Below are 24,309 nucleotides of genomic sequence, written 5' to 3'. Positions count from 1 at the left end.
GCTCAGATCTTCAGGCGCTCGACGACCTTGCCGTCGCGCAGGTGCGATTCGACGATCTCGTCGATGTCGGCCTGGTCGACGTACGTGTACCACGTGCCTTCCGGATACACGACCATCACGGGCCCTTCCTCGCAGCGGTCGAGGCAGCCGGCCTTGTTGATGCGGACCTTGCCGGGCCCCGCGAGGCCGAGTTCCTTCACGCGCTTTTTCGCGTATTCCTGCATGGTCTGCGCATCGCATTGCGCGCAGCTCGGACGCTCGGCGCCCGGGTCGCGCTGGTTCAGGCAGAAGAAGACGTGGTGCTGGTAGTAGGAATCCATGATGGTGACGAGCGGCCCGGCGCGGTGCCGGGCGGAAAGAGGGGCGATCGCCGTTGCGCGCGGCAACGGATGTGCGGACGATTATAACGAGCGGCGCGCGCCGCTGCCCGCGACCGAACCGTGGCCGCCCTGCCCGGCGTGCCGCGTCAGCGCCGCGGCGCGGCCGGCAGCCACGCGTGCTCGACGCGCTGGCCGAGCCAGATCAGCGCCGCGTAGGGCCAGATCCACGCGAGCCAGCGCGCGATGCTGTTGAAGTGCACGTAGCGGCCCTGCCGCCAGCCCGACAGCGTGAAGTCGAAGAACGGGTTGACGGGCAGCAGGTTGACGAGCGCCACGCCGGCCAGCAGCGCGAGCGCCGCGAGCAGCGCGCGCCACGCGGCCGGCACGCGCAATGCGAGCAGGGCCGCCGCGAAGCCGAGCTCGATGCCGAGCCGCGCACCGGGCGTCGCCCACACGACGACGAGGCCGGTGCTCGACTGCATGAAGGTCGCGGCCGCCTTCAGCGCGAGCGTCGCGACGACGAACCCGATCAGGAGCCGCACGCGCGGCGCGCGCTCGCGCATCGCGAGCGACGCGATCGCCAGCGCGGCGAACAGCATCAGGCCACCGAGCGCGGCTTCCCACGCGGAGTCGGACAGCCAGCCGTCGACACGCTCGGGCCATTCGCTCACGCGCCACGCGGCCGGCAGCCACGCGAGCAGCGCGTCCTGCATCGAGCCCTCGGCGCGTTCCCACAGCGCGGCCGGCCAGTCGCCGATGCCGAACAGGAACGGCGACGGAAACAGGATCGCGAACGGCCACAGTCCGGCGAGCAGCAGCGGCGTCGCGCCGTCGGGCTCGAACCACGCGAAGCGCAGCCGGCGCAGCGCGCCGCGCTCGAGCAGCGCGCCGGTGGCCGGTGCCGCGAGCGCCGCGCCGAGCAGCGCGCCGAGCGCGTTGGCCGCGAGGTCGAGATTCGACGCGACACGCGTCGGCAGGTAGGTCTGCAGCGCCTCCATCGACCCCGACAGCAGCACGCCGAGGCCGCCGATGATCAGCGTCGCGGCCACGCCGCGCCAGCGCGGATGCAGCGCGAGCACGCCGAGCGCGCCGAACGGCAGGTAGCCGAGCACGTTGGTGACCACGTCGAACGCGGTCACATAGCGCTGCATCGGCGCGAACAGGTAGTCGAACGGCCCGATGCCGAGCGACACCCAGCCGTCGAACGGATACAGCGATGCATAGACGACGAGCGCCGCATACGCGGCGAACGCCTGCCGCGCCAGCGACGACGCGCGCGACGTGCCCGGCGCGCTCATCGCGGCTGCGCGTGGTGCGTCACGGGTTGCCCGCGTACGCCTGCACGCCGACCCACGCGGCGATCTGCGACACGAGCTCGTCGCTCGCGGCCGCGAGCGCACGCGCGCCGCCTTCCGCATCGGGCGTGCTCGACGGCGCGCGCGCGACGAAGGTGCGCTGGCCGAGCACCTTGCCGTCCTGCATCAGCGTCGCGCGCGCGGTGACCGCGCCGTGGCTCTGCGACTGCCCGTCGAACACCTGCTCGAATTCGTTCAGGTCGACCTTCAGCGTCGGCGCGCGCACGCCGTCGGTACCTTCGAGCACCGCGCCGCGCGACGACAGCGCGCCGCGCAGCCGCTGCGTGAGCAGTTGCGCGGGTGGCGCGGTCCAGCGGCTGTCGCGATAGACGGCCATGCGCTGCGCATCCGCATACGCGAGGCGGTAGACGAACTTGTCCGTGTCGAGCGCGTCGGGCGCGGCGACGTCGAGCACCTTCAGCGCGGGCCCGGTGCCGGCCGTGACGACCGATGCGGCCGGCCCGAGGTCGTAGCGGACGTTCGACAGCGCCGCGGCGTTGCCGGCGCAGCCGGCAGCGAACGCGAGCGTCAGCACCGCGAGCGCGGTCGCTGCCGGACGCAGCGCGCGGTCAAGGATTCGTGGCATGGCATGTTCCTGCATGATGTTTCCGGTTTCGATGGCGTGATGGCCCGGTCTCGCGCCGGGCCGGTCGAGCGGCGGGCTGGCGATGCGCTTCATTTCCCGGCCGCGGCCCCGGCCCCGGCCCCCGGCCAGACGAAGCCCGCCTCGCCGGGCCCGGGCGCGGAGCCGGGCGAGCCGAACAACAGACTGCGCGGGTTGCGGCCGAGTTCACCGGCGACGTCCTTCAATTGCCGCGACGCATCGCCGACGCTGCCGGCCAGCGCGTTGAAACGCGGCAGCGTGTCGTACTGGACCCGCGCGTTCAGGTCGTTCAGCGCGACGCCGACCTGCTCGGCAGCCGAGCCGGCCTTGTTCAGGTTCGACACGAGCGGCCCGTTCGGCTGCAGCAGCGTGTTCGCCGATGCCATCGCGCGATCGACCTGGTGCATCGTCTCCGGCAGCGCGGCCACCGCCGGCGCGAGCTGCTTCGACAGCGTCGCCGCGCCGTCCGCCGCGTGCTGCAGGCTTTCGGCCGTCGCGCGCAGCTGCTCGCGCATCTCCGGCGACATCAGCGCGTTCGCGCTTTTCGCCGCCAGCTCGAGCTGCCGCAGCAGCACGTCGCCGCGCTCCTGGATCTGGTCGAACAGGCTCGGCCGCATCGGGATCTGCGCGATCGCCTTCGGCGACGACGGCAGCGGCGCCAGGTCGCGCCCCGTATCCTCGAGCTGCACGAACGCGATGCCCGTCACGCCCTGGAAGCCGAGGCTGCCGTAGGTCGACTGCGTGATCGGCGCGTCGCGATCGACGAGGATCCGGATCCGGATCTGGCCCGGATGCGCGCGATCGAAGCCGATCGACTGCACCTTGCCGACGTCGAGGCCGCGAAAACGCACGGCCGCATCGGGGAACAGGCCCGTCACGTTGGTGCGCGCGAGCAGGTCGTACGGCACGCGCACGGTACGGTCGACGTTGAACCAGAACACGGTGCCCGCGATCGCGAGCGTCAGCGCGATCGTGAACAGGCCGGCCCAGAACGCATGTGATTTGTTTTCCATTCGCGGGTTCCTTGCTTCTTGCCTTGCTTACAGATCGACGCTCGACGGCGCCGGTTCGAGGGCCGCCTTCGGCAGCTTCGCGCGCCGCTCGGGCGGCAGCGCCTGCAGTGCGCGGCGCCCGCGCAGCCCCAGGAAATATTCGTGGATGAACGGATGGTCGACGTTCGCGGCCTCCTCGACGGGGGCCGCGACCAGCACCTTGCGGTCGGCCAGCACCGCGACGCGCGTCGACAGCGCGACCATCGTGTCGAGATCGTGCGTCACCATCACGACCGTCAGCCCGAGCGTGCGGTGCAGCGTCGCGATCAGCTCGACGAATTCGTCGGACGCCTGCGGGTCGAGGCCGGCGGTCGGCTCGTCGAGGAACAGCAGCTCCGGCTCGAGCGCGATCGCGCGCGCGATGCCGACCCGCTTCACCATCCCGCCCGACAGCGCGGCCGGCATCTTCGACGCGTGCTTGCACGGCAGCCCGACCATCTCGAGCTTCAGCATCACGATGTCGTGCAGCAGGTCGGGCGGCACGCGGCCGAGCTCGCGCAACGGCTGCGCGACGTTGTCGAACACCGTCATCGACGAAAACAGCGCGCCCTGCTGGAACAGCATCCCCGAGCGCGTGCGCATCATCCGCGCGGTCGCGTCGTCGATCTTCGACGTGTCCTCGCCGAACACCTTGATCGTGCCCGACGTCGGCCGCTCGAGGCCGAGGATCTGCCGCACCAGCGTCGTCTTGCCCGAGCCCGAGCCGCCGACGATCGCCACGATCTCGCCGCGCCGCACGTCGAAATCGAGCTTCTGGTGAATGATGTTGCGCCCGTAGCGCTTCGTCAGGTTGCGCACCTCGATCACGAGGTCGTCGCCGGGCACGGCGGCGCCCGGCGGCGTGCCGACCGAGCCTGCGCCGATTGCCGCGGCATGTGCGCTGGCGGCACCGGCCGCCGGTTCGTTCGACGCATTCATCCGAGCCCCACGTTCTGGAACAGGATCGCGAACACCGCGTCGGCCAGGATCACGACCGTGATCGACGAGACGACCGAGGTCGTCGTCCCTTCGCCGAGGCTCTGCGAGTTCGCCTTGATCCGGAAACCGAAATGACAGGCGACCAGCGCGATCAGCATGCCGAACACGACACCCTTGCCGATGCCGATGTACAGGTTCGCGATCGGCACGACGCCCGGCAGCGAGCGCACGAAATAGTTGACGTCGATGCCGAGCACCAGCTTCGCGGCGAGCGCGCCGCCGGTGAGCGCGATGATGTTGGTCCACATCACGAGCAGCGGCATCGCGACGCCGAGCGCGAGCACGCGCGGCAGGATCAGCCGCAACCCGTGCGGGATGCCCATCACGCGCATCGCGTCGAGCTCCTCGGTCACGCGCATCACGCCGATCTGCGCGGTGATCGCCGAGCCCGAGCGGCCCGCGACGAGGATCGCCGACAGCACGGGCCCCAGCTCGCGGATCACCGACAGCCCGAGGATGTTCACGATGTAGCGGTTCGCGCCGAACATCTGCAGCTGCTGCGCGGACAGGTAGCTCAGCACGATGCCGATCAGGAACGCGACCAGCGCGGTGATCGGCAGCGCCTGCGCGCCGGCGCTGTAGATGTTTGCCGAGGTTTCCTTCCACGGCATCGTCTGTGGGCGGCGCAGCACCGACAGCGCATCGAGGATCACGAGGCCGAACATCGCGATGCCGCCCTGCAGGTGTTCGGCGAACGCGAAGATCGCCTGGCCGAGGCGCGTGACGGGATCGAACCGCACGACGCGCTCGGGCGCCTCGCGCTGGCTGTCGAGGCGTTCGATCCGCTCGAAGATCGTGCGCTGCGTGGCGGACAGCTCGACGCCGGCCGGCAGCTTGCGGCCCCACACGCGCCACAGCGCCTGGCCGCCGACGTGGTCGAGTCGCTCGATGCCGGACAGATCCCATTCGTTCACGCGCCCGGACGCGATGCCCGCGATGCGGCGCGCGACCGCGCCGCGGTTGCGCGCAAGCGCGAGTGCGGTCCATTGGCCGTACAGGCGCACCGTCTGACCCTGGCCGCCGGCGTCGACCGACAGGCCGGGAGGAGTCTCGAAGTCCAAGGGCGGATTGTTTGCAAAAGGATGACAGCGGCCATTGTAGCGAACCGCCCGGCGCCGCGACGTGAGGATTGCCGCCGGGGCGCGCGGCCGGGCGCGACCTTTCATTCTTCCGTCACGTTTCCTTTCGATACTCTCACGCGCCGCACATCAGGCCGTCGGCGCCCGCGCCGCCATCTCGCGGCGCGCCTCGCGATTCATAGAACAGAACACCGAACAGGACAATCGATGCGTCTCCCCCCGCTTTCCCGCCGCCGCGCGACCGCCGCCGCCGCACTCGCCAGCCTCGCCTTCGCCCTCGCCGGTTGCGGCGGCGATGACGTCACCGCTCCGCCGTCATCGCAGACGCAGGCCCAGGCGCCCGCCGGCACGACCGCCACGCTCGCGCTGCTCGAAACGACCGACCTGCACACCAACGTGCTGTCGTACGACTATTTCAAGCTCGCCGCCGACAAGTCGCTCGGTTTCGAGCGCGTGTCGACGCTGATCGCGCAGGCGCGCGCGCAGTACCCGAACACGCTGCTGCTCGACAACGGCGACACGATCCAGGGCACCGCGCTGTCGGACTACCAGGCGCTCGTGAACCCGATCGGCTGCGACCAGACGCTCGCGATCTACAAGGTGATGAACGCCGCGAAGTTCGACGGCGGCGGGATCGGCAACCATGAGTTCAACTACGGGCTGCCGTACCTGTCGCAGGTGACCGGCAACACGTTCGACGTCGACGGGCTGCCGGCCCCCGCTCAGCAGAAGAAGTGCGCGGGCCCGAACTTCCCGCAGGTGCTCGCGAACGTGATCAGCGCGAGGACCAACGCGCCGCTGTTCACGCCGTACACGATCCTCACCCGCACGGTGACGGCCGTCACGCCCGACGGCAAGACCGTCAGCGCGCCGGTGAAGATCGGCATCATCGGCTTCACGCCGCCCGCGATCATGAGCTGGGACAAGCGCTGGCTCGACGGCAAGGTCTACACGACCGGCCTGAAGGAAGCGGCCGAGAAGTACGTTCCGGAGATGCGCGCGAAGGGCGCCGACCTCGTCGTCGCGATCTCGCACGGCGGCCTCGACAACACCGCGTACTCGCCGACGATGGAGAACGGCAGCTGGTGGCTGTCGAAGGTGCCCGGCATCGACGCGATGCTGATCGGCCACTCGCACCAGGTGTTCCCGGACGCGAACAGCACCGTGGCGCAGTTCAACCTGCCGGGCGTCGACAAGGCGAAGGGCACCGTCAACGGCGTGCCGACCGTGATGGCCAACTACTGGGGCAAGCATCTCGGCGTGATCAAGCTCGGTCTTGAGTTCGACGGCAAGACTTGGAGCGTCGACAAGTCGCAGACGACCGTCGAGGCGCGGCCGATCCAGAACGCGGACAAGAGCTACGTCGCCGCCGATCCGTCGGTGTCCGCCGCGATCGCCGCCGAGCACCAGGCGACGATCGACTACGTGAAGACGCCGATCGGCTCGACCGACTACCGGATGAACTCGTACTTCGCCGACGTCGGCGATCCGGGCGCGATCCAGATCGTCAACGAGGCGCAGGCCGACTACGTGAAGACCTACGTGCAGGCGAACCTGCCGCAATACGCGTCGCTGCCGGTGCTGTCGGTCAGCGCGCCGTTCAAGAGCGGCTTCGGCGGCGGCAGCGACTACACCGACGTCGCGCCCGGCGCGCTCGCGATCAACAACGCGGCCGACCTGTACCTGTATCCGAACACCGTGTACGCGGTGAAGGTGAGCGGCAGCGACGTGAAGAACTGGCTCGAGACGGCCGCGAAACGCTTCAACACGATCGACCCGACCCAGGCGACCGTGCAGCCGCTCGTCAGCAGCTTCCCCGGCTACAACTTCGACATGTTCACGTCCGCCGATCTCGCGTACGAGATCGACGTCACGCAGCCGGTCGGCAGCCGCATCAGGAACCTGACGTACAAGGGCGCGCCGATCGACCCGAACGCGCAGTTCATCGTCGCGACCAACAACTACCGCGCGAGCGGCGGCGGCAACTTCCCGGGCCTCGACGGCAGCAAGACGATCTTCGCGTCGCCCGACGCGAACCGCGACGTGCTGATCGCATTCATCAAGAAACGCGGCGCGATCACGCGCGCGGCCGACGGCGCGCAGCGCAGCTGGCGCTTCACGAAGCTCGCGAGCTCGGTCGCGCACGTGCGGTTCACGTCCGCGCCGAACCGGCTCGGCGACGCGGCGGCTGCCGGCCTGAGCGGCCTCACGCAGGTTGCGGCCGACGACGGCTCGGGCAAGAACCTCGCCGTCTACGAGATCGACATCACGCAATGACCATGAGACCCGCGATGCAACCGATCCGGACGATGCGGCCGGCCGAGGCCGGCTTCGCCGCCGCCGCGCGGCGCGTGCTGCGCGCGAAACTCCCGCCGGCCGCGTTGCTCGCGGCGGCGGCCGTGACCGTCGCGGCCGTGGTCGCCGCGACCGGCTGGCGCGCCGCCGGCCCCTCGCCGAGCGCCGCGCAGCTCGACGAATGGCAGGCGATGGTCGCGCAGGCCGTCGAGCCGCATGCGCTCGCGCAGTTGCGCGCCCTCGCGCGCCGCGGTTCGGGCGACGCGCAGGCGGCGCTCGGCATCGCGCTCGTCGATGCGCGCGAGCCGGGGCTGCGCGACGAGGGACGCGGCTGGCTGGAAACCGCCGCGCAGGCGGACGGCCGTGCCGACACGCCGGCCGCGCGGCGTGCGCAGCTGGCACTCGGCAAGGCTCTGCTGCTCGGCAGCGGCGACATCCCGAAGGATTACGCACGCGCCCGCGCGCTGCTCGGCGAAGCGGCCGGACAGGGCGATCCGGCCGCCGCGTATTACCTCGGGCTGATCTATCGCAGCGGCTACGGCACCGCCGCGGACGCCGTGCAGGCCGCGCACTGGTTCGAGCTCGCGTCGCGCGCGGACCTCCCGGCCGCGGACTTCATGCTCGCGAACGCGTACCGCGAAGGCAGCGGCGTGCCGCGCGACGAAGCGCGCGCGCTCGCGCTGTATCGCCGGGCGGCGGAACACGAGCTGCCGGAAGCCGTGCAGACGCTCGCGATGGCGTATCGCAACGGCGAGCTGGGGCTCAAGCCCGACGCGGACGAATTCCACGCGCAGTGGATCGAAACCGCGCATGCGCTGAAGCACCCGGTCATCGCGCCGTGATGCGCGCGAGCCGCCTGGCCGGGTGCCGTCGCGGCATCCGGCGTCAGGCGGCGCCGCTCCGCGCGGGTCGTTCCAGGCGCATGTACGAGTCGGACACGATCAGTCCGAAGACGATGTGATCGAGCGCGCTCACCCAGCCTCGCGCGTCGGCGAACCACGGAAACAACTGCGTCATCCCGTAGTAGTTGACGACGTACAGCAGCACGCCGAACACGGCCCCCGCCACGCTGGCCATCCCGATGCTCGAATCCAGGCTGAAACACGCAATGATCACGGCCAGGACCAGCGCAAATACGATCGACAACGCGAAGTGCACGCCCAGCGCGGCCAGCAGCGTCCCCACTTCGACCGTGGCCGACGGCGCGAGCGCGTCATCGCCGAAGTAGATGGCCGCGATCATGCGCAGCGGCGCCCACGCGTCGTGTCCGATGATTGCCGCCGCGACGACCTGGACGACGAGGAAAACCGCACCGGCCACGCACCCGCCGATCACGGCGGCTCGCCACACCGGAATGCGGCGCACGTAATGGTGCGAATGCATGTGGAGTTGCATGGCCACCTCCTTGAAAACGGTCGGCCGCCGCATCAGCGCCGGTGCCTATGCTACGTACCCGCTCGCACCGCCGACCATGCCGACTCGAGCGAGTTCATCAGCCGGCGACAGGCACACGTCGTCGGGAGCCCGGCGGCATCGGCGATCCGGCGCGTCTTGCGGTGAAGGCGCGCGAACAGGCTGGACGGGCTCGAACCCGAATGAAGCGGGTTCATCGCCATTTCCGTCGATGCGGCAACGACGAGGACGCGCCGGCGCGCGCCGATTCGTCTGCGTTACTGCCGGCAACACCGTCGAACGCGCCGCCAGAGCGGATACTTCGAACGTAGTCGTGCCGGTCGCCAAATTCAAGATGCCGGCCGGCGGCGGTACGCGACTGTGCCGGGTTCGGCAGGCGCAAGCGGCAACAGGCCCGCGGTCAAGCAGGACACAGACTGCGAGCATTCGCGCGCGCCCGTGCAAGCCGAGCCTGAAAAACAGATAGCCGAGCCGGATGCGCGGCCGTCACCGTCGATCTCGCTGCCGGTGCATCCAAGCGCCGCTTCCGCCCCTGTCGCTACAATAGCCACCATGAACGCCCCCACCTCCTCCGACACGCCCGATTCCGGCGACGCGCACATCGCGCGCAACCGGCTCGAGGCGCACCTGGATGCCGCGCCGCGCGCGTGGCCGCTCGACATCGTTGCCGCCACCGGCTCGACCAACGCCGACGTCGCGACGCGCCTCAAGGCGCTGCCGCGCGCCGCGAACGCGCTGCCCGCGCCGCTCGTGCGCGTCGCGTTCGAGCAGACGGCCGGCCGCGGCCGGCAAGGCCGCCCGTGGTTCGCGCAGCCCGGCAACGCGCTGCTGTGCTCGGTCGGCTGCATCGTGCCGCGCCCCGTGGACGCGCTCGGCGGCCTCAGCATCGCGATCGGCGTCGCGCTCGCGGAAGGGCTCGCCGCGCTGCCGCTCGACGCCCGCACGCGCGTCGCGCTGAAATGGCCGAACGACCTGCTGCTGACGGTCACCGACGACGGCACGCCGCGCATCGTCGGCAAGCTCGCCGGGATCCTGATCGAAACCGTCTGGACCACCGCCGACGCGACCGCCGTCGTGATCGGCTTCGGCATCAACGTGCGCGGCGCGGAAGCCGTCGCCGCGCAGGTCGACGCGCTGCGCGCGCGCGAAGCGACGCTCGCGAGCGGGCTGCCGCCGGCCGCGCTGTCGGCCGCGTGCGCATCGGCCAACCTCACCGATACGCTCGCCGCGGCGCTGAACGCGCTCACCCCCGCCCTCGCGCAGTTCGGCACCGACGGGCTCGCGCCGTTCCTGCCGCGCTGGCACGCGCTGCACGCGTACGCGGGGCGCGAAGTCGTGCTGCTCGAACAGGGTGTCGAACGCGCGCGCGGCATCGCGACCGGCATCGACGCGACCGGCCAGTTGCTGCTCGACACGCCCGATGGCGTGCGGGCGATCGCGGCCGGCGACGTATCGCTGCGCGAAGCGCAATGAACGAACCGCATCTGCTGATCGACGCCGGCAACAGCCGGATCAAGTGGGCGCTCGCCGACGCGCAGCGCACGCTCGTCGACACCGGCGCGTTCGGCCATACGCGCGACGGCGGCGCCGACCCCGACTGGTCGGCCGTGCCGCGTCCGCGCGGCGCATGGATCTCGAACGTCGCGGGTGCCGACGTGGCCGCCCGGCTCGACGCGCTGCTCGACGCCCGTTGGCCCGGCCTGCCGCGCACGACGATCCGCTCGCGGCCCGCGCAATGCGGCGTGACGAACGGCTATACGACGCCCGAACAGCTCGGCAGCGATCGCTGGGCCGGTTTGATCGGCGCGCATGCGGCGTTTCCGGGCGAGCATCTGCTGATCGCGACGTTCGGCACGGCGACGACGCTCGAAGCGCTGCGGGCGGACGGTCGTTTCACCGGCGGGCTGATCGCGCCGGGCTGGGCGCTGATGATGCGCGCGCTCGGCACGCACACCGCGCAATTGCCGACGCTGACCACCGACATCGCGAGCGGGCTGCTCGCGGGCGCGCAGGCCGAGCCGTTCCAGGTCGATACGCCGCGCTCGCTGTCGGCCGGCTGCCTGTACGCGCAGGCGGGGCTGATCGAACGCGCGTGGCGCGATCTCGCCGATGCGTGGCAGGCCCCCGTGCGGCTCGTGCTGGCAGGCGGTGCGGCCGACGACGTCGCGCGTGCGCTGACGCTGCCGCATACGCGGCACGATGCGCTGATCCTGTCCGGGCTTGCGCTGATCGCCGTGGAAGCGGCGGCGCAGGATTGACGTAAAACCGGCCGGCATCGCGCCGGCCGCATCGACGGATGCCCGGCTGCGGGCTTCGTCGCGGTGACGATGGAAAAACGGGCGCCGGTGCCTGGCGCCCCTGCGGAGAGCCCGGCCGCATGCGGCCCCGGTCGACGCGAACGATCGCCGGCGACGACGACGACGCCCGCCGTGCGACCGTCCCGACTGAACGACTGAACAACGACGAGGAGTGTCGACGATGCTGCGCTGGCTGATCGCTGTTCTCTTTCTCGCGAACCTGCTCGCGTTCGTCGCCGTGCGCGGCGTGTTCGGGCCGCTGCCGGCGGCCGGTCCGCGCGAACCGGGCGTGCTGTCCCGGCAGGTGCGGCCCGAGGCGCTGCATGCGATGCCGCTCGCGCAGGCGGCCGATCAGCCGGTGATCGGCGGCCCGATCGGCGCGCCGGCCGTCCCGGCCGAGCCGTTCGCGGCATCCGCGCCCTGACGGCGCGGCACCCGCATCAGGACTGCTGCGCGCGCACCTTCTTCAGCAGCGCGGTGGTCGAGCGGTCGTGCTCGAACGGAATCGCGAGCGCCCGCCCGCCCCAGCCGCGCACGATCGCCGATTCCGGCAGCGCGTCCATGTCGTAGTCGCCGCCCTTCACGAGAATGTCCGGACGGACGGCCTCGATCAGCGACACCGGCGTCTTCTCCTCGAACTTCACGACCCAGTCGACGCTTTCCAGCGCCGCGAGCAGCGCCATGCGGTCGTCCTCGCGGTTGATCGGCCGGTCGTCGCCCTTGCCGAGCATGCGCACCGACGCATCGCTGTTCACGCCGACGATCAGGCATGCGCCGAGCGCCTTCGCATCGGCGAGATAGGTGACGTGGCCACGGTGCAGGATGTCGAACACGCCGTTCGTGAACACGACGGGCGAAGGCAGCGAAGCGCGCAGCGCAACCAGGGCGTCACGGGTGATCAGCTTGCGTTCGAAGGTAGCGGACATGATGGATTTCGGATGGCGTGAGCGGCGCGCGGTGCACGTCGCGACGGAACACGGCGGCGCCAGATAAAAAGCCCGCCGGATCGCCGGGCGGGCTTCATGCGGGAATACGGGGCGGCGAGCGCGGCCGGCGGCGCTTCACGCCGGCTGCGACGCCGCGCGGCCTCAGGCCGGTTGCGCGGCCGACGACGGGCCGCTTTCGGACTGCAGGCGGCCGGTGACTTCCTTGCGATAGCGGTTCAGTTCCTGCGCGGTCGCGAAGGTGCGCTCGAACAGGATCGACAGGTTGTGCAGGATCCGCTCGACGACCTTCTTTTCCCACTCGCCGTCGAAACGGATCTGCTCGTCGAGCCAGCGCTCGAGCCATTCCGGATCGGGCAGGCGCGACTGCACGGTGTCGCGCGGGAACAGCGCCTGGTTCACGTGCAGGTTGGTCGGGTGCAGCGGCTTCTCGGTGCGGCGCGCCGACGCCATCAGCACGCCGATCTTCGCGAACGCCGCGCGCGCGACGTCGCCGCAGTTGTTCAGCGCCTTCTTCATGTAGCGCAGGTAAGCGCCGCCGTGGCGCGCTTCATCGCGCGAGATCGTTTCGTAGATGTGCTTGATGACCGGCTCGGTGTGCCAGTCGGCCGCGCAGCGATACCAGTGGTTCAGGCGGATCTCGCCGCAGAAGTGCAGCATCAGCGTCTCGAGCGGCGGCGCCGGGTCGAACTCGAAGCGCACCGCGTGCAGTTCCTCTTCGGTCGGCACCATTTCCGGCCGGAAGCGGCGCAGGTATTCCATCAGCACGAGCGAGTGCTTCTGCTCCTCGAAGAACCACACGCTCATGAACGCGGAAAAATCGCTGTCGTGCTGGTTGTCGCGCAGGAACATTTCCGTCGCGGGCAGCGCCGACCATTCGGTGATCGCGTTCATCTTGATCGTCTTCGCCTGCTCGTCGGTGAGCAGCGAAGCGTCGAACTTGTCCCACGGAATGTCCTTCTCCATGTCCCAGCGGACAGCTTCGAGCGACCTGTAAAGTTCCGGATAAAGCATGGTGTTCATGATGGTCCCACCCCTGTTCTGCGCAATGCGACTTCTCTAAACGTGACTGTTGCCGCGCGGGCGCGCGAACGCGCTTTTTGCAGCCAAGACTCTAATTTTACGCGTGAATCCAGCCCCCGGACGCAGATTCCGCGTTCGGCAGCCGGGCGGCCGCGTAGCCGCCTTGAAGCACGCCGCGACCCCGCTCCACTCGAACGGAACCGACCGCGCGTGCCTGATGTGGGGGCCGGCGCAGGCCGGCTCGGTGGCGAGCCCGCCCGGCGCCACGCGGTCCCCGGACGGGTTCCCGTGCGACCGCCGGACCGGCGGGCTGCTCGATATGGTGTATACGGCGGCGGCCATGATAGCACGCACACATGACGGTTCCGAGACGCGGAACCGGTCGCGGGCCGCCAACGGCGGTGCGGCGATCGGTCGCATGCCCCGTCGCGAAAACGCAACCGAAATGTAAGCTGAGTCGCTTTCGGGCCTGCCCGGGCCTGTCGGTCAGACCCGTATTTCGCCTGTCGCGAGACCGCCTTCGGGCGGCGTGCCGGCCGCCGGCGCGCTGCCGCCGTCGGCCCGGGCGATCCAGTCCGCCAGCGTGTCGCGCTGCGCGCGTCCGTCGCGGTAGCCGAGTTCGATCAGCTCGCGCGTGAACGCCTCCTCGAACAACAGGTAGCTCGCGAACGACGCGCCGGCCGGCTGGCTGCCGCCGATTGCGCCGAGCAGCCCGCGCATCGTCGCCGGCATCTGCTTCAGGTGTTTCGCGGCGATCAGCTCGATGCGCTCGGACGGCGCGATCGCGAGCACGTCGACGTGCCGCCAGCCGCTGTCGACTTCGACCTGGTGCGGCAAATGCTCGATCATCCGGTTGATGTGCTCGATCCGCTCGATGTCCGAGCCGATCGAGTCGAGAAACACGCTCGCGAGCACCTGCTGGCCGATCTGCGCGGGCGTCGGGTAACCGCGCACCAGCCCCGAGCCGTTCGCGGCGGGAATTTCGGGCCGCGGATCGGCCGCGCCGACGACGACGATCCGGTCCGCGCCGAAGTGGATCGCCGGCGACAGCGGCGCGACCTGGCGGATCGACCCGTCGCCGAAGTATTCGATCTGGCCGTCGAGCACGAGCGGCACGGCCGGGAACACGAACGGAATGGCCGACGACGCGAGCAGGTGCGACGCCGACAGATCGACGAGCCGTGCGGTGCGCTGCGCGCGCCGCCATGCCTGGATCGGCTCGGCGGCCTGGTAGAAGGTCAGGTGCCGGCCGCTCGAATAGCTGAGCGCCGTCACCGACAGCGCATGCAGCAGGCGGGCCTCGAGCATCTGCTCGATCCGGTGGAAGCTCAGCTCGCGCTGCAGCAGGTGCGCGAGCGGCGCGTTGTCGAGCAGCCCGCGCGGCGAGCGGCGCGCCGCCCAGCCGAAGGTCATCGTCGCGAGCCAGCGTGCGCCCGCCGCCGCGATGCCGAGCCAGTCGGTGCGATACACGTAGTCGGCGCGCAGCGGCTCCCAGAATTCGAGCAGGCGCCGCACGCCGTGCGAAAAGTCGTCCGCGTGGCTTGCGATCGACGTCGCATTGATCGCGCCGGCCGATGACCCGCAGACCACCGTGAACGGCACCGTCTGCCGGTTCGGATCGGCCTCGCGCGCGATTTCGGCCAGCGCCTTCAGCACGCCGACCTGATAGGCGGCGCGTGCGCCGCCTCCCATCAGCACGAGCGCGAGCCGCATGATCGACCTGCTATCCGGTTCGCGTCACGTCGAGCGCTTCGGCGGACGCGTTTCGGGCGACGAAGCGGCTGCCGCGCGCGCCGCGGCCGAATCGGCCGGCTTCGCGCGCTTCGCGGCCGGCTTGCGCGGCGCGGCGGCCGCGGCCGGCGCGGGCTGTGCCGTCCGCGCGGCCGGTGCGGCCTGCTCGGGCGGTGCGGCGTCGTCCGGTGCCGCGGGCTGCGCCCCCGGCTGCGTCATCGCGAGGCTCGCGAGCTGGTTGAACTGCGCCTGCAGCAGATTCCACCAGCCGGCCGGATCGAACGCCTGTTGCGCGGTGTCGCCAGCCGGCGGCGCGTCCGCGGCGGCGGCGTCCGGCGCTTGCTGCGCGTCGGCGCGCGGCGCGGACGCCGCTTGCGCGGCCGCAACCGCGGCCTCCTCGGCCGCCGACATCGAGCTTTGCGCGAACGCGCCGAACGCGCGCAGCGTCGCGAGCGTCGCGCGCTGCACCTCGAGTGCCTGGATCGCGGACTGCAGCATCCCGAGATTGAGCTTGAGCCATTGCTCGACCGCACGCAGATCGGTGATCCGCTTGTCGAGTTCCTCGACGCTCGTGAGCGGCGCCATCATGTCGGACATGCTCGACAGCGAAGGCGGCAGCCCCGACGCGGTGCCGGGAAACGACGCCATCCCGCCGAACGGCGTCATCCGCATCATGTCCCACATCCGGTCGAGCATGTCGGCAGGCTTGAAACCGGCAAAGCCGGCGAAAGGATTGGAGCCGGGGGCATCGGTCGTCATACGGGCGTCCTGGTTGACTGGGGGAGCGAAGCGGCCGGCACGGATCGAGCGGCCGCCTTTGGTTCGATCATAACGCGCGTCAGAACGGTGCGTCGCCGGGGAAGTCGGGCGGGCGCCGCTCGCGCAGCGAGCGGATGCCTTCCTGCACGTCGGGCCCGGAGAAGCCCATGAATTCGAGTGCGAGCGACGTATCGAACGTCGGCCCGGCGCTGCGCAGCCAGTTGTTCAGCGCGTACTTGGTCCAGCGGATCGCCGACTGCGATCCGTGCGCGAGCCGCTCGGCAACGTCGTACGCCTTCGGCAGCAGGTCGGCCGGCTCGACCGCGAGCGACACGAGGCCGATCCGCTCGGCCTCCTCGCCGCTCACCGGTTCGCACAGCAGCAGGTAGTACTTCGCCTTCGCCATCCCGCACAACAGCGGCCACACGATCGCCGCGTGATCGCCGGCCGCGACGCCGAGCCGCGTATGGCCGTCGATGATGCGCGCGTCCTTCGCGGCGATCGAGATGTCGGCGAGCAGTCCGGCGACAAGCCCCGCGCCGACGGCCGGGCCGTGCATCGCGGACACGATCGGCTTGCTGCAGTTGATCACGTTGTAGACGAGGTCGCGCGCCTCGCGCCACACGCGCGCGCGCACGTCGAAGTCGTTCGCCATCGCCTCGACGAGCGCGAGATCGCCGCCCGCCGAAAAGCCCTTGCCCTCGCCGCGGATCACCGCGACGCGCGTGTCGGGATCGCGGTCGACGTCGCGCCAGATGTCGGCGAGCTCGCGATGCATGTGCTCGTTCGCAGTCGCGAGACCGCTGCGGTTCGCGCCCTCGCCGCTCATCACGATGTCGAGCACGCCGTGATCGCGGCGTGTCACCTTCAGTGCTTCGTAACCGCCGTATGCGGCGAGATCGGCCATGCGCAGCTCCCGGGTTCTCGAGACGCCTGAAGCGCCTGAATCGAGTGTAGCCAAGCCCGCGCGGGCAAACATCAGGCGAAACCCGGCGCGCGGGCCGGGGCCGGGTTTCGCGTCGACTGGCGCGTTTGCGTCAGGCCGCGCCGTCGGGCGGCGCGACCGCCTGCTCGATCGCGCCGAAGATCGACTTGCCGGCCGCGTCGAACATCTCGATGCGCACGGTGTCGCCGTAGCGCATGAATTCGGTCTGCGGCGCGCCGTGCTCGATCGTCTCGAGGCAGCGCTTCTCGGCGATGCAGCAGTAGCCGCGCTTCGCGTCCTTGTTCGACACCGTGCCCGAGCCGACGATCGAGCCGGCACGCAGGTTACGCGTCTTCGCCGCGTGCGCGATCAACTGGCCGAAGTGGAACACCATGTCGGTGCCCGCGTCGGGCTGGCCGACCTTCCTGCCGTTCCAGTGGACGATCATCGGCCGGTGCACGCGGCCTTCGCGCCATTCGTCGCCGAGCTCGTCGAGCGTCACCGCGACCGGTGCGAACGCGGTGGCCGGCTTGCTCTGGAAGAAGCCGAAGCCCTTCGCGAGTTCGGCCGGAATCAGGTTGCGCAGCGACACGTCGTTCACGAGCGTGACGAGCCGCACGGCCTTCAGCGCGTCGTCCGGCGACGCGCTCATCGGCACGTCGCCGGTGATCACCGCGACTTCGGCCTCGAAGTCGATGCCCCATTCCTCGGACGGACACACGATGTCGTCGCGCGCGCCGAGGAAATCGTCGCTGCCGCCCTGGTACATCAGCGGATCGGTCCAGAACTCCGGCGGCATCTCGGCGCCGCGCGCGCGACGCACGAGCTCGACGTGGTTCACGTACGCGGAGCCGTCGGCCCACTGGAACGCGCGCGGCAGCGGCGCCATGCAGTTCGCCGCATCGAACGCGAACGCGTTGCGTGCGCGGCCGTGGTTCAGCGCGTCGTAAAGGTCGCGCAGTTGCGGCGCGTAGAACGCCCAGTCGTCGAGGACGCGCTGCAGCGTCGGCGCGATCGCATCGGCGATCGCCGCGGTGTGCAGGTCGCGCGACACGACGATCAGCTGGCCGTCGCGCGTGCCGTCCTTCAGCGATGCAAGTTTCATGGGGTATCTGCCGTTTTAGTGACGATGGAGGGAATCTATTTTACGATGGTGAATCCGTGCGGCGCGCCACGATCGTGCGCGCCGTTTTCGTCCCGACCCTTGCCGCCTTGTCGCGCCCCCGTTGCCCATGCCTGCCAGCCCGCTTCCCGACGACGATCCCGCCGATTCCGACACCGACGACACCGGCGCCGGCGAACACGGTGAAGGCGGCGAGAAGCTCCGTTCCGGCATCCAGTCGATCGAGGTCGGCTTCCGCCTGCTCGATGTGCTCACGAGCGAGCCGCGCGCGATGATGCTGCGCGACCTCGCGCAGCGCGCGGGCATGAGCCCGGCGAAGGCGCACCGCTACCTGGTCAGCTTCTCGCGGCTCGGCGTCGTGTCGCAGGATCCCGTGTCGGGCCGCTACGAGCTCGGCGGCTTCGCGCTGCAAATGGGGCTCGCGCGGCTCGCGCGCGTCGACGGCGTGAAGCTCGCGCGGATCGCGCTGACGGAGCTGCGCGACCGCGTCGACCAGACGGTCGGCATCGCGGTGTGGGGCAACCAGGGGCCGACGATCGTGCACTGGATGGAATCGAGCCATCCCGCGAAGGCGTCGCTGAAGCTCGGCGACGTGATGCCGCTGCTCGGCTCCGCGACGGGCCTGCTGTTCGCCGCGTACCTGCCGCGCAGCAAGACCGCGGCGATGCTCGAACGCGAGCTCGCCGACACGCGCCGCTCGCCGCATCACGGCGGCCCGCGCACGCTCGACGAGGTCGAGGCGGTGCTCGCCGACGTGCGTGCGCATCAGGCCGCGCGCGTCGAAGGGATGCTGCTGCCGACGATCCATGCGTTCTGCATGCCGGTGTTCGACGCGGTCGGCGAACTCGCGCTCGCGATCGTCGCGCTCGGCCAGGAAGGCATGTTCGACATCGCGTGGGGCGGCGAAATCGACACCGCGCTGCGTGCCTGCGCGCAGAAACTGTCCTACGAACTCGGCTATAGTCCGGACGCGCGCGACGCCTGACACGCCGGACACGCCGGGCGCGCAACACACGTGCGACACCCGCGCGATGTACCGCGAACGCGCGGCGCATCCGGCGGTCCGACGGCTGTGACGCGCGCTGCGCGCCGCGACCGCCCCAACCCTGTACCGTTTCGCCGATGCCGCCTGCCGACACCCGTCCTCGTCACGCCCCGCCCCGCCGCTGGCTGCGCGTGGGCATCGCGCTCGTGGTCGTGCTGGTGCTGCACGCGCTTGCGGCCTTGTGGCTGACGCGCAGCCGCGACGCGTTCACGCCGCCCGCGCCCGCCGCGATACCGGTGCAGATCGAATTGCTGAAGCCGCAACCGATCGAGCGCCAGCCTGCGCCCAAGCCGGCCGAACATCCGATAGAACATCCGGCCGAGCAGGCGCCGGCGAAACCGGCTCCCGCCACGCCGAAGCCTGCACCGAAGCCCGCGCCGTCGCCCGAGCCGGTCCTCACGTCGACGCAGACGGCCGAGCACGGCGAGCCGCCGCCGGCCGCCGCCTCCGCCGCGAGCGGCACGACAGGCGCATCGGGCGCGCACGCGGCATCGTCCGGCGATGCCGCCGGTGGCGCCAGTGCCGCGACGCCGGGCCCCGCGACGAGCGGCGTGAAGTTCGCGGCGCCGCCGCCCGGCGACCTGCAGTACGACACGTTCTACAACGGGATGCAGAACATGATCGGCACGATCCACTGGCGCACCGACGGGCGCACCTACGATCTGTCGGTGTCGATGCCGGTGCCGTTCGTCGGCCCGTTCTCCTACCGCAGCGAAGGCCGCATCGACGCATTCGGCGTCGCGCCCGACCGCTATATCGAGAAGCGCGGCAAGCGGCCCGAGGACATCGCGATCTTCAACCGCGAGATCCGCCAGGTGGTCTTCACGCGCACGCCGAACAACGCGCCGCTGCCCGACGGCGTGCAGGATCGCTTCAGCATGCTGATGCAGCTGTCGGGGCTCGTGCGCGGCAATCCGGCCATGTACAAGCCGGGCGTCACGCAACAGTTCTTCGTGATCGACAACAACAGCGGCGAGACCTGGCCGATCACGGTGATCGGCGACGAGGACGTGCAGACGCAGGCCGGCATCATCCGGGCACGCCATTTCATGCGGCTGCCACGCCGCGACGGCGACACGCGCCGCATCGACATGTGGCTCGCGCCGTCGCTCGACTGGCTGCCCGCGAGGCTCGTACAATCGGAACCGAATGGTTCGCAGATCGAGCTGCTGTGGCACGGCCGGCTCGCCCCGCCGGATGCACCGACCGCCGGCGCGACGCAAGGCGCAACGAAGGAAGGCGCAACCAACGCGCCTGCCAGCACACCGGCCGCGGAGCCGGCACAACCCGCGCCGCCGCCCGCCGTGCAACCGCCAGCGCCAGCGTCTGCACTGCCGGCCTCGGCGCCGTCCGCGCCGTGACGGTCGACCAATCGGCAATTTCGACCGATTAAAGGACTCGCCGAAATGGCCGATGACACTCTTTAACAACTATTTCAGTCCACCGGATCACAATAAGAAACGTTTGATAGACATTGGTTTCTAACCGATACACCCCACGCAAACGGGAGAACGGGGTGTGCAGCGCAAGCCCCTTGAAACCGGCACAGCCCGCCCCACCTACGGGACAACAAGGCCAGATGCCACTGCGAAGAGGAGTGCCGCCATGCAAATGATCTACAACAGCCCCAACTACTGCGTCGTCGAATTTGCGCCGCAGGCCGGCCACCATCTGATGAATGCCGGCGGATACGAAATCGTCGACAAGAACGCCCAGCGCGAGATCTTCATCGACGGCGAGCTCGCCGAACGATTCCGCGCACACGTGAAGCAGCTGATCGAGGATGAACCGTCGCTCGACGAAGTGGACGAATTCCTCGGACAGTTCGACAGCCTGATGATGATGCCCGTCGTCCTGCACTGACGACCCGCGGCCCGGCGCATCGCCGGGCCATTCGCCGCACTGAAGCGGCGCCGCGAGCACTCCGATCCAAGCCCCCGTCCGGTTCGCCGGGCGGGGGTTTTCGTTTGATGCGGCCGGTGCGCGACCCGCATACGGGTACGCACGTTCATTGCGCGCAGACCGCACGCACGCAGGCATCGGGCCCGCACCGTTGCCTGCACCACGACCGTGCGCGCCACCCGCATGCCGCGCCGGCCGGCTGCGCGCCGCGCGAGGCCGGGCGGCGCCCCGGCGCACCGGCTACAATGACGGTTTTCCCGTCTTCGCCGGTCTCTCGCCCATGTCTGCGACTCCTCTCGCCGCTTCCACCCCGCTCGACGCGCCCTACACGCGTGGCGCCGCACTGCCCGCGCTGCTGAAATCGCGCATCCTGATCCTCGACGGCGCGATGGGCACGATGATCCAGCGCTACAAGCTCGACGAGGCCGCGTATCGCGGCGAGCGCTTCAAGGATTTCCCGCGCGACATCAAGGGCAACAACGAACTGCTGTCGCTCACGCAGCCGCAGATCATCAGCGAGATCCACGACCAGTACTTCGCGGCCGGCGCGGACATCGTCGAAACCAACACCTTCGGCGCGACGACGGTCGCTCAGGCCGACTACGGGATGGAAGACCTCGTCGTCGAGATGAACGTCGAATCGGCGCGGCTCGCGCGCGAATCGGCGGCCCGCTACGCGACGCCCGACAAACCGCGCTTCGTCGCGGGCGCGATCGGGCCGACGCCGAAGACGGCGAGCATCTCGCCGGACGTCAACGACCCGGGCGCGCGCAACGTCACGTTCGACGAGCTGCGCGACGCGTATTACCAGCAGGCGAAGGCGCTGCTCGACGGCGGCGTCGACCTGTTCCTCGTCGAGACGATCTTCGACACGCTGAACGCGAAGGCCGCCCTCTTCGCGCTCGACGAACTGTTCGAGGACACCGGCGAGCGCCTGCCGATCATGATCTCGGGCACCGTGACCGACGCATCTGGCCGCATCCTGTCGGGCCAGACGGTCGAGGCGTTCTGGAATTCGCTGCGCCACGCGAAGCCGCTCACGTTCGGCCTGAACTGCGCGCTCGGCGCGGCGCTGATGCGTCCGTACATCGCCGAGCTCGCGAAGCTGTGCGACACCTACGTGTCGTGCTACCCGAACGCGGGCCTGCCGAACCCGATGAGCGACACCGGCTTCGACGAGACGCCGGACGTCACGTCGGGCCTCCTGAAGGAATTCGCGCAGGCCGGGCTCGTGAACCTCGCCGGCGGCTGCTGCGGCACGACGCCCGAGCACATCGCCGAGATCGCGAAGGCGCTCGCCGACGTGAAACCGCGCCGCTGGCCGAGCCAGTACAGCGACGCCGCCTGACCGACCGCATCAACGCCCGCCCTACCTCATACGAATTCGCACCGCCATGACCGATCACATGATGCGCCTTGCCGGCCTCGAGCCGTTCAACGTCACGTCCGGAACGCTCTTCATCAACGTCGGTGAACGCACCAACGTCACCGGCTCGAAGGCATTCGCGCGGATGATCCTCAACGGCCAGTTCGACGAGGCGCTCGCGGTGGCGCGCCAGCAGGTCGAGAACGGCGCGCAGGTGATCGACATCAACATGGACGAGGCGATGCTCGATTCGAAGGCGGCGATGGTGCGCTTCCTGAACCTGATCGCGTCCGAGCCGGACATCGCGCGCGTGCCGATCATGATCGACTCGTCGAAGTGGGAAGTCATCGAAGCCGGCCTCAAGTGCGTGCAGGGCAAGGCGATCGTGAACTCGATCTCGCTGAAGGAAGGCGAGGACGCGTTCCGCCGCCACGCGAACCTGATCCGCCGCTACGGCGCGGCCGCGGTCGTGATGGCATTCGACGAGACGGGCCAGGCCGATACCTACGCACGCAAGACCGAGATCTGCAAGCGCTCGTACGACTTCCTCGTGAACGAAGTCGGCTTCCCGCCGGAAGACATCATCTTCGACCCGAACATCTTCGCGGTCGCGACCGGCATCGAGGAGCACAACAACTACGCGGTCGACTTCATCGAGGCGACCCGCTGGATCAAGCAGAACCTGCCGTACGCGAAGGTGAGCGGCGGCGTGTCGAACGTGTCGTTCTCGTTCCGCGGCAACGACCCGGTGCGCGAGGCGATCCACACCGTGTTCCTGTATCACGCGATCCAGGCGGGCATGGACATGGGTATCGTGAACGCGGGCCAGCTCGGCGTGTACGCCGATCTCGACCCGGAGCTGCGCGAGCGCGTCGAGGACGTGATCCTGAACCGCCGCGACGATTCGACCGACCGACTGCTCGAGATCGCCGACAAGTTCAAGGCGGGCGGCGCGAAGAAGGAAGAGAACCTCGAGTGGCGCAACCAGCCGGTCGAGAAGCGGCTTTCGCATGCGCTCGTGCACGGCATCACGAACTTCATCGTCGAGGATACCGAGGAAGTCCGCGCGAAGATCGCCGCGGCCGGCGGCCGTCCGATCAACGTGATCGAAGGCCCGCTGATGGACGGGATGAACATCGTCGGCGACCTGTTCGGCCAGGGCAAGATGTTCCTGCCGCAGGTCGTGAAGTCGGCGCGTGTGATGAAGCAGGCCGTCGCGCACCTGATCCCGTTCATCGAGGAAGAAAAGCGCCTGCTCGCGGAAGCGGGCGGCGACGTGCGCGCGAAGGGCAAGATCGTCATCGCGACCGTGAAGGGCGACGTGCACGACATCGGCAAGAACATCGTGTCGGTCGTGCTCCAGTGCAACAACTTCGAAGTGGTCAACATGGGCGTGATGGTCCCGTGCAACGAGATCCTCGCGAAGGCGAAGGTCGAGGGCGCGGACATCATCGGGCTGTCGGGCCTCATCACGCCGAGTCTCGAGGAAATGGCGTACGTCGCGTCCGAAATGCAGCGCGACGACTACTTCCGCGTGAAGAAGATCCCGCTGCTGATCGGCGGCGCGACGACCTCGCGCGTGCACACGGCCGTGAAGATCGCGCCGCACTACGAAGGCCCGGTCGTCTACGTGCCGGACGCGTCGCGCTCCGTGTCGGTCGCGTCGAACCTGCTGTCGGACGAAGGCGCGGCGAAGTACCTCGACGAGCTGAAGTCCGATTACGACCGGATCCGCGACCAGCACGCGAACCGCAAGGCGCAGCCGATGGTCACGCTCGAGCAGGCGCGCGCGAACAAGACGAAGATCGACTGGGCGGGCTACCAGCCCGTGAAGCCGAAGTTCATCGGCCGCCGCGTGTTCAAGAATTACGACCTGAACGAACTCGCGAACTACATCGACTGGGGCCCGTTCTTCCAGACCTGGGATCTCGCGGGCCCGTACCCGGCGATCCTGAACGACGAGATCGTCGGCGAATCGGCGCGGCGCGTGTTCTCCGACGCGAAGTCGATGCTCGCGCGCCTGATCCAGGGCCGCTGGCTGACCGCGAACGGCGTGATCTCGCTGCTGCCGGCGAACACGGTCAACGACGACGACATC

23 protein-coding genes are annotated in these 24,309 nt (G+C 69.7%); 10 read left to right on the top strand and 13 right to left on the bottom strand.

The features are described from left to right. Positions 1-2: 2 nt before the first annotated feature. The 6 genes from DIE12_RS36380 to DIE12_RS36355 form a co-directional block, all read right to left on the bottom strand. Positions 3-320: a ferredoxin gene (locus tag DIE12_RS36380; RefSeq protein WP_044846759.1), complete on the bottom strand. Its 318-nt coding sequence runs from the start codon at positions 318-320 to the stop codon at positions 3-5. Positions 321-466: 146 nt separating this feature from the next. Next, positions 467-1,618, bottom strand: coding sequence for a VanZ family protein (locus DIE12_RS36375; RefSeq protein WP_124520681.1), 1,152 nt, complete (start codon positions 1,616-1,618; stop codon positions 467-469). Between the two features lie 19 nt (positions 1,619-1,637). After that, on the bottom strand, positions 1,638-2,261 hold the full coding sequence (locus DIE12_RS36370) for an ABC-type transport auxiliary lipoprotein family protein (protein WP_044846778.1): 624 nt from the start codon (positions 2,259-2,261) through the stop codon (positions 1,638-1,640). 89 nt (positions 2,262-2,350) lie between these two features. Beyond that, entirely contained in the window at positions 2,351-3,292 is a 942-nt protein-coding gene (locus tag DIE12_RS36365) for an MlaD family protein (RefSeq protein ID WP_124520679.1), read from the bottom strand. Between the two features lie 27 nt (positions 3,293-3,319). Then, the gene (locus tag DIE12_RS36360) at positions 3,320-4,249 is read right to left on the bottom strand and encodes an ABC transporter ATP-binding protein (protein ID WP_124486560.1); all 930 of its coding nucleotides are present in this window, start codon (positions 4,247-4,249) and stop codon (positions 3,320-3,322) included. After that, positions 4,246-5,370, bottom strand: coding sequence for an ABC transporter permease (locus DIE12_RS36355; protein WP_044846763.1), 1,125 nt, complete (start codon positions 5,368-5,370; stop codon positions 4,246-4,248). Before DIE12_RS36355 ends, DIE12_RS36360 begins: the two co-directional genes overlap by 4 nt. A gap of 225 nt (positions 5,371-5,595) precedes the next feature. On the opposite strand from DIE12_RS36355, the gene DIE12_RS36350 reads away from it, so the two are divergent. Further along, complete coding sequence (locus tag DIE12_RS36350) at positions 5,596-7,665, top strand: bifunctional 2',3'-cyclic-nucleotide 2'-phosphodiesterase/3'-nucleotidase (protein WP_124520677.1); 2,070 nt, start codon at positions 5,596-5,598, stop codon at positions 7,663-7,665. Between the two features lie 14 nt (positions 7,666-7,679). Beyond that, positions 7,680-8,525, top strand: coding sequence for a tetratricopeptide repeat protein (locus tag DIE12_RS36345; RefSeq protein ID WP_124520675.1), 846 nt, complete (start codon positions 7,680-7,682; stop codon positions 8,523-8,525). A 43-nt stretch (positions 8,526-8,568) separates the two neighbouring features. Here DIE12_RS36345 and DIE12_RS36340 read toward each other — a convergent pair whose 3' ends face one another. Next, positions 8,569-9,078: a hypothetical protein gene (locus DIE12_RS36340; protein ID WP_044846766.1), complete on the bottom strand. Its 510-nt coding sequence runs from the start codon at positions 9,076-9,078 to the stop codon at positions 8,569-8,571. Between the two features lie 570 nt (positions 9,079-9,648). Between DIE12_RS36340 and DIE12_RS36335 the strand changes: the two genes are divergently transcribed. From DIE12_RS36335 to DIE12_RS36325, 3 genes are all read left to right on the top strand, one after another. After that, positions 9,649-10,569 (top strand): biotin--[acetyl-CoA-carboxylase] ligase, encoded by a 921-nt coding sequence (locus tag DIE12_RS36335; RefSeq protein ID WP_124520671.1) that lies wholly within the window; start codon positions 9,649-9,651, stop codon positions 10,567-10,569. Next, complete coding sequence (locus DIE12_RS36330; protein ID WP_124486564.1) at positions 10,566-11,354, top strand: type III pantothenate kinase; 789 nt, start codon at positions 10,566-10,568, stop codon at positions 11,352-11,354. The genes DIE12_RS36335 and DIE12_RS36330 overlap by 4 nt, the downstream gene beginning before the upstream one ends. 220 nt (positions 11,355-11,574) lie before the next feature. Then, a complete protein-coding gene (locus tag DIE12_RS36325; RefSeq protein WP_044846779.1) occupies positions 11,575-11,817 on the top strand; it encodes a hypothetical protein in 243 nt (80 codons plus the stop codon). 16 nt (positions 11,818-11,833) lie between these two features. On the opposite strand, the gene rfaE2 is transcribed toward DIE12_RS36325, so the two are convergent. The 6 genes from rfaE2 to DIE12_RS36290 all read right to left on the bottom strand — a co-directional run bounded on the left by rfaE2 (position 11,834) and on the right by DIE12_RS36290 (position 17,880). Beyond that, the gene (gene rfaE2 / locus DIE12_RS36320; RefSeq protein ID WP_060110665.1) at positions 11,834-12,319 is read right to left on the bottom strand and encodes a D-glycero-beta-D-manno-heptose 1-phosphate adenylyltransferase; all 486 of its coding nucleotides are present in this window, start codon (positions 12,317-12,319) and stop codon (positions 11,834-11,836) included. 162 nt (positions 12,320-12,481) lie between these two features. Then, a complete protein-coding gene (locus DIE12_RS36315; protein ID WP_059451551.1) occupies positions 12,482-13,360 on the bottom strand; it encodes a ferritin in 879 nt (292 codons plus the stop codon). Positions 13,361-13,846: 486 nt separating this feature from the next. Further along, the gene (locus DIE12_RS36305; RefSeq protein ID WP_044846772.1) at positions 13,847-15,073 is read right to left on the bottom strand and encodes a patatin-like phospholipase family protein; all 1,227 of its coding nucleotides are present in this window, start codon (positions 15,071-15,073) and stop codon (positions 13,847-13,849) included. A gap of 24 nt (positions 15,074-15,097) precedes the next feature. Further along, the gene (locus DIE12_RS36300; protein ID WP_124520669.1) at positions 15,098-15,850 is read right to left on the bottom strand and encodes a PhaM family polyhydroxyalkanoate granule multifunctional regulatory protein; all 753 of its coding nucleotides are present in this window, start codon (positions 15,848-15,850) and stop codon (positions 15,098-15,100) included. Between the two features lie 79 nt (positions 15,851-15,929). Further along, a complete protein-coding gene (locus tag DIE12_RS36295) occupies positions 15,930-16,757 on the bottom strand; it encodes an enoyl-CoA hydratase/isomerase family protein (RefSeq protein ID WP_124520667.1) in 828 nt (275 codons plus the stop codon). A 130-nt stretch (positions 16,758-16,887) separates the two neighbouring features. Beyond that, a complete protein-coding gene (locus DIE12_RS36290; RefSeq protein WP_124520665.1) occupies positions 16,888-17,880 on the bottom strand; it encodes a fumarylacetoacetate hydrolase family protein in 993 nt (330 codons plus the stop codon). Between the two features lie 127 nt (positions 17,881-18,007). On the opposite strand from DIE12_RS36290, the gene DIE12_RS36285 reads away from it, so the two are divergent. The 5 genes from DIE12_RS36285 to DIE12_RS36260 form a co-directional block, all read left to right on the top strand. Further along, positions 18,008-18,883 carry an IclR family transcriptional regulator gene (locus DIE12_RS36285; protein WP_044846196.1) on the top strand — a complete coding sequence of 292 codons (876 nt, stop codon included), beginning with the start codon at positions 18,008-18,010 and terminating at the stop codon, positions 18,881-18,883. Between the two features lie 137 nt (positions 18,884-19,020). Continuing rightward, positions 19,021-20,304, top strand: a complete 1,284-nt coding sequence (locus DIE12_RS36280; protein ID WP_124520663.1) for a DUF3108 domain-containing protein — start codon at positions 19,021-19,023, stop codon at positions 20,302-20,304. Positions 20,305-20,548: 244 nt separating this feature from the next. After that, positions 20,549-20,806 carry a DUF3567 domain-containing protein gene (locus DIE12_RS36270; RefSeq protein WP_006477667.1) on the top strand — a complete coding sequence of 86 codons (258 nt, stop codon included), beginning with the start codon at positions 20,549-20,551 and terminating at the stop codon, positions 20,804-20,806. Between the two features lie 319 nt (positions 20,807-21,125). Further along, the gene (locus DIE12_RS36265; protein ID WP_124486572.1) at positions 21,126-22,193 is read left to right on the top strand and encodes a homocysteine S-methyltransferase family protein; all 1,068 of its coding nucleotides are present in this window, start codon (positions 21,126-21,128) and stop codon (positions 22,191-22,193) included. A gap of 46 nt (positions 22,194-22,239) precedes the next feature. Beyond that, positions 22,240-24,309, top strand: a 2,070-nt coding sequence (locus tag DIE12_RS36260) for a dihydropteroate synthase (protein WP_185641258.1), incomplete at its 3' end; no start/stop codon positions are given.

Source organism: Burkholderia sp. Bp9015, assembly GCF_003853505.1.
Lineage (GTDB): Bacteria > Pseudomonadota > Gammaproteobacteria > Burkholderiales > Burkholderiaceae > Burkholderia.
The sequence above is the reverse complement of the archived record's forward strand: the minus strand, read 5'-3'. Positions and strand labels throughout refer to the sequence as shown.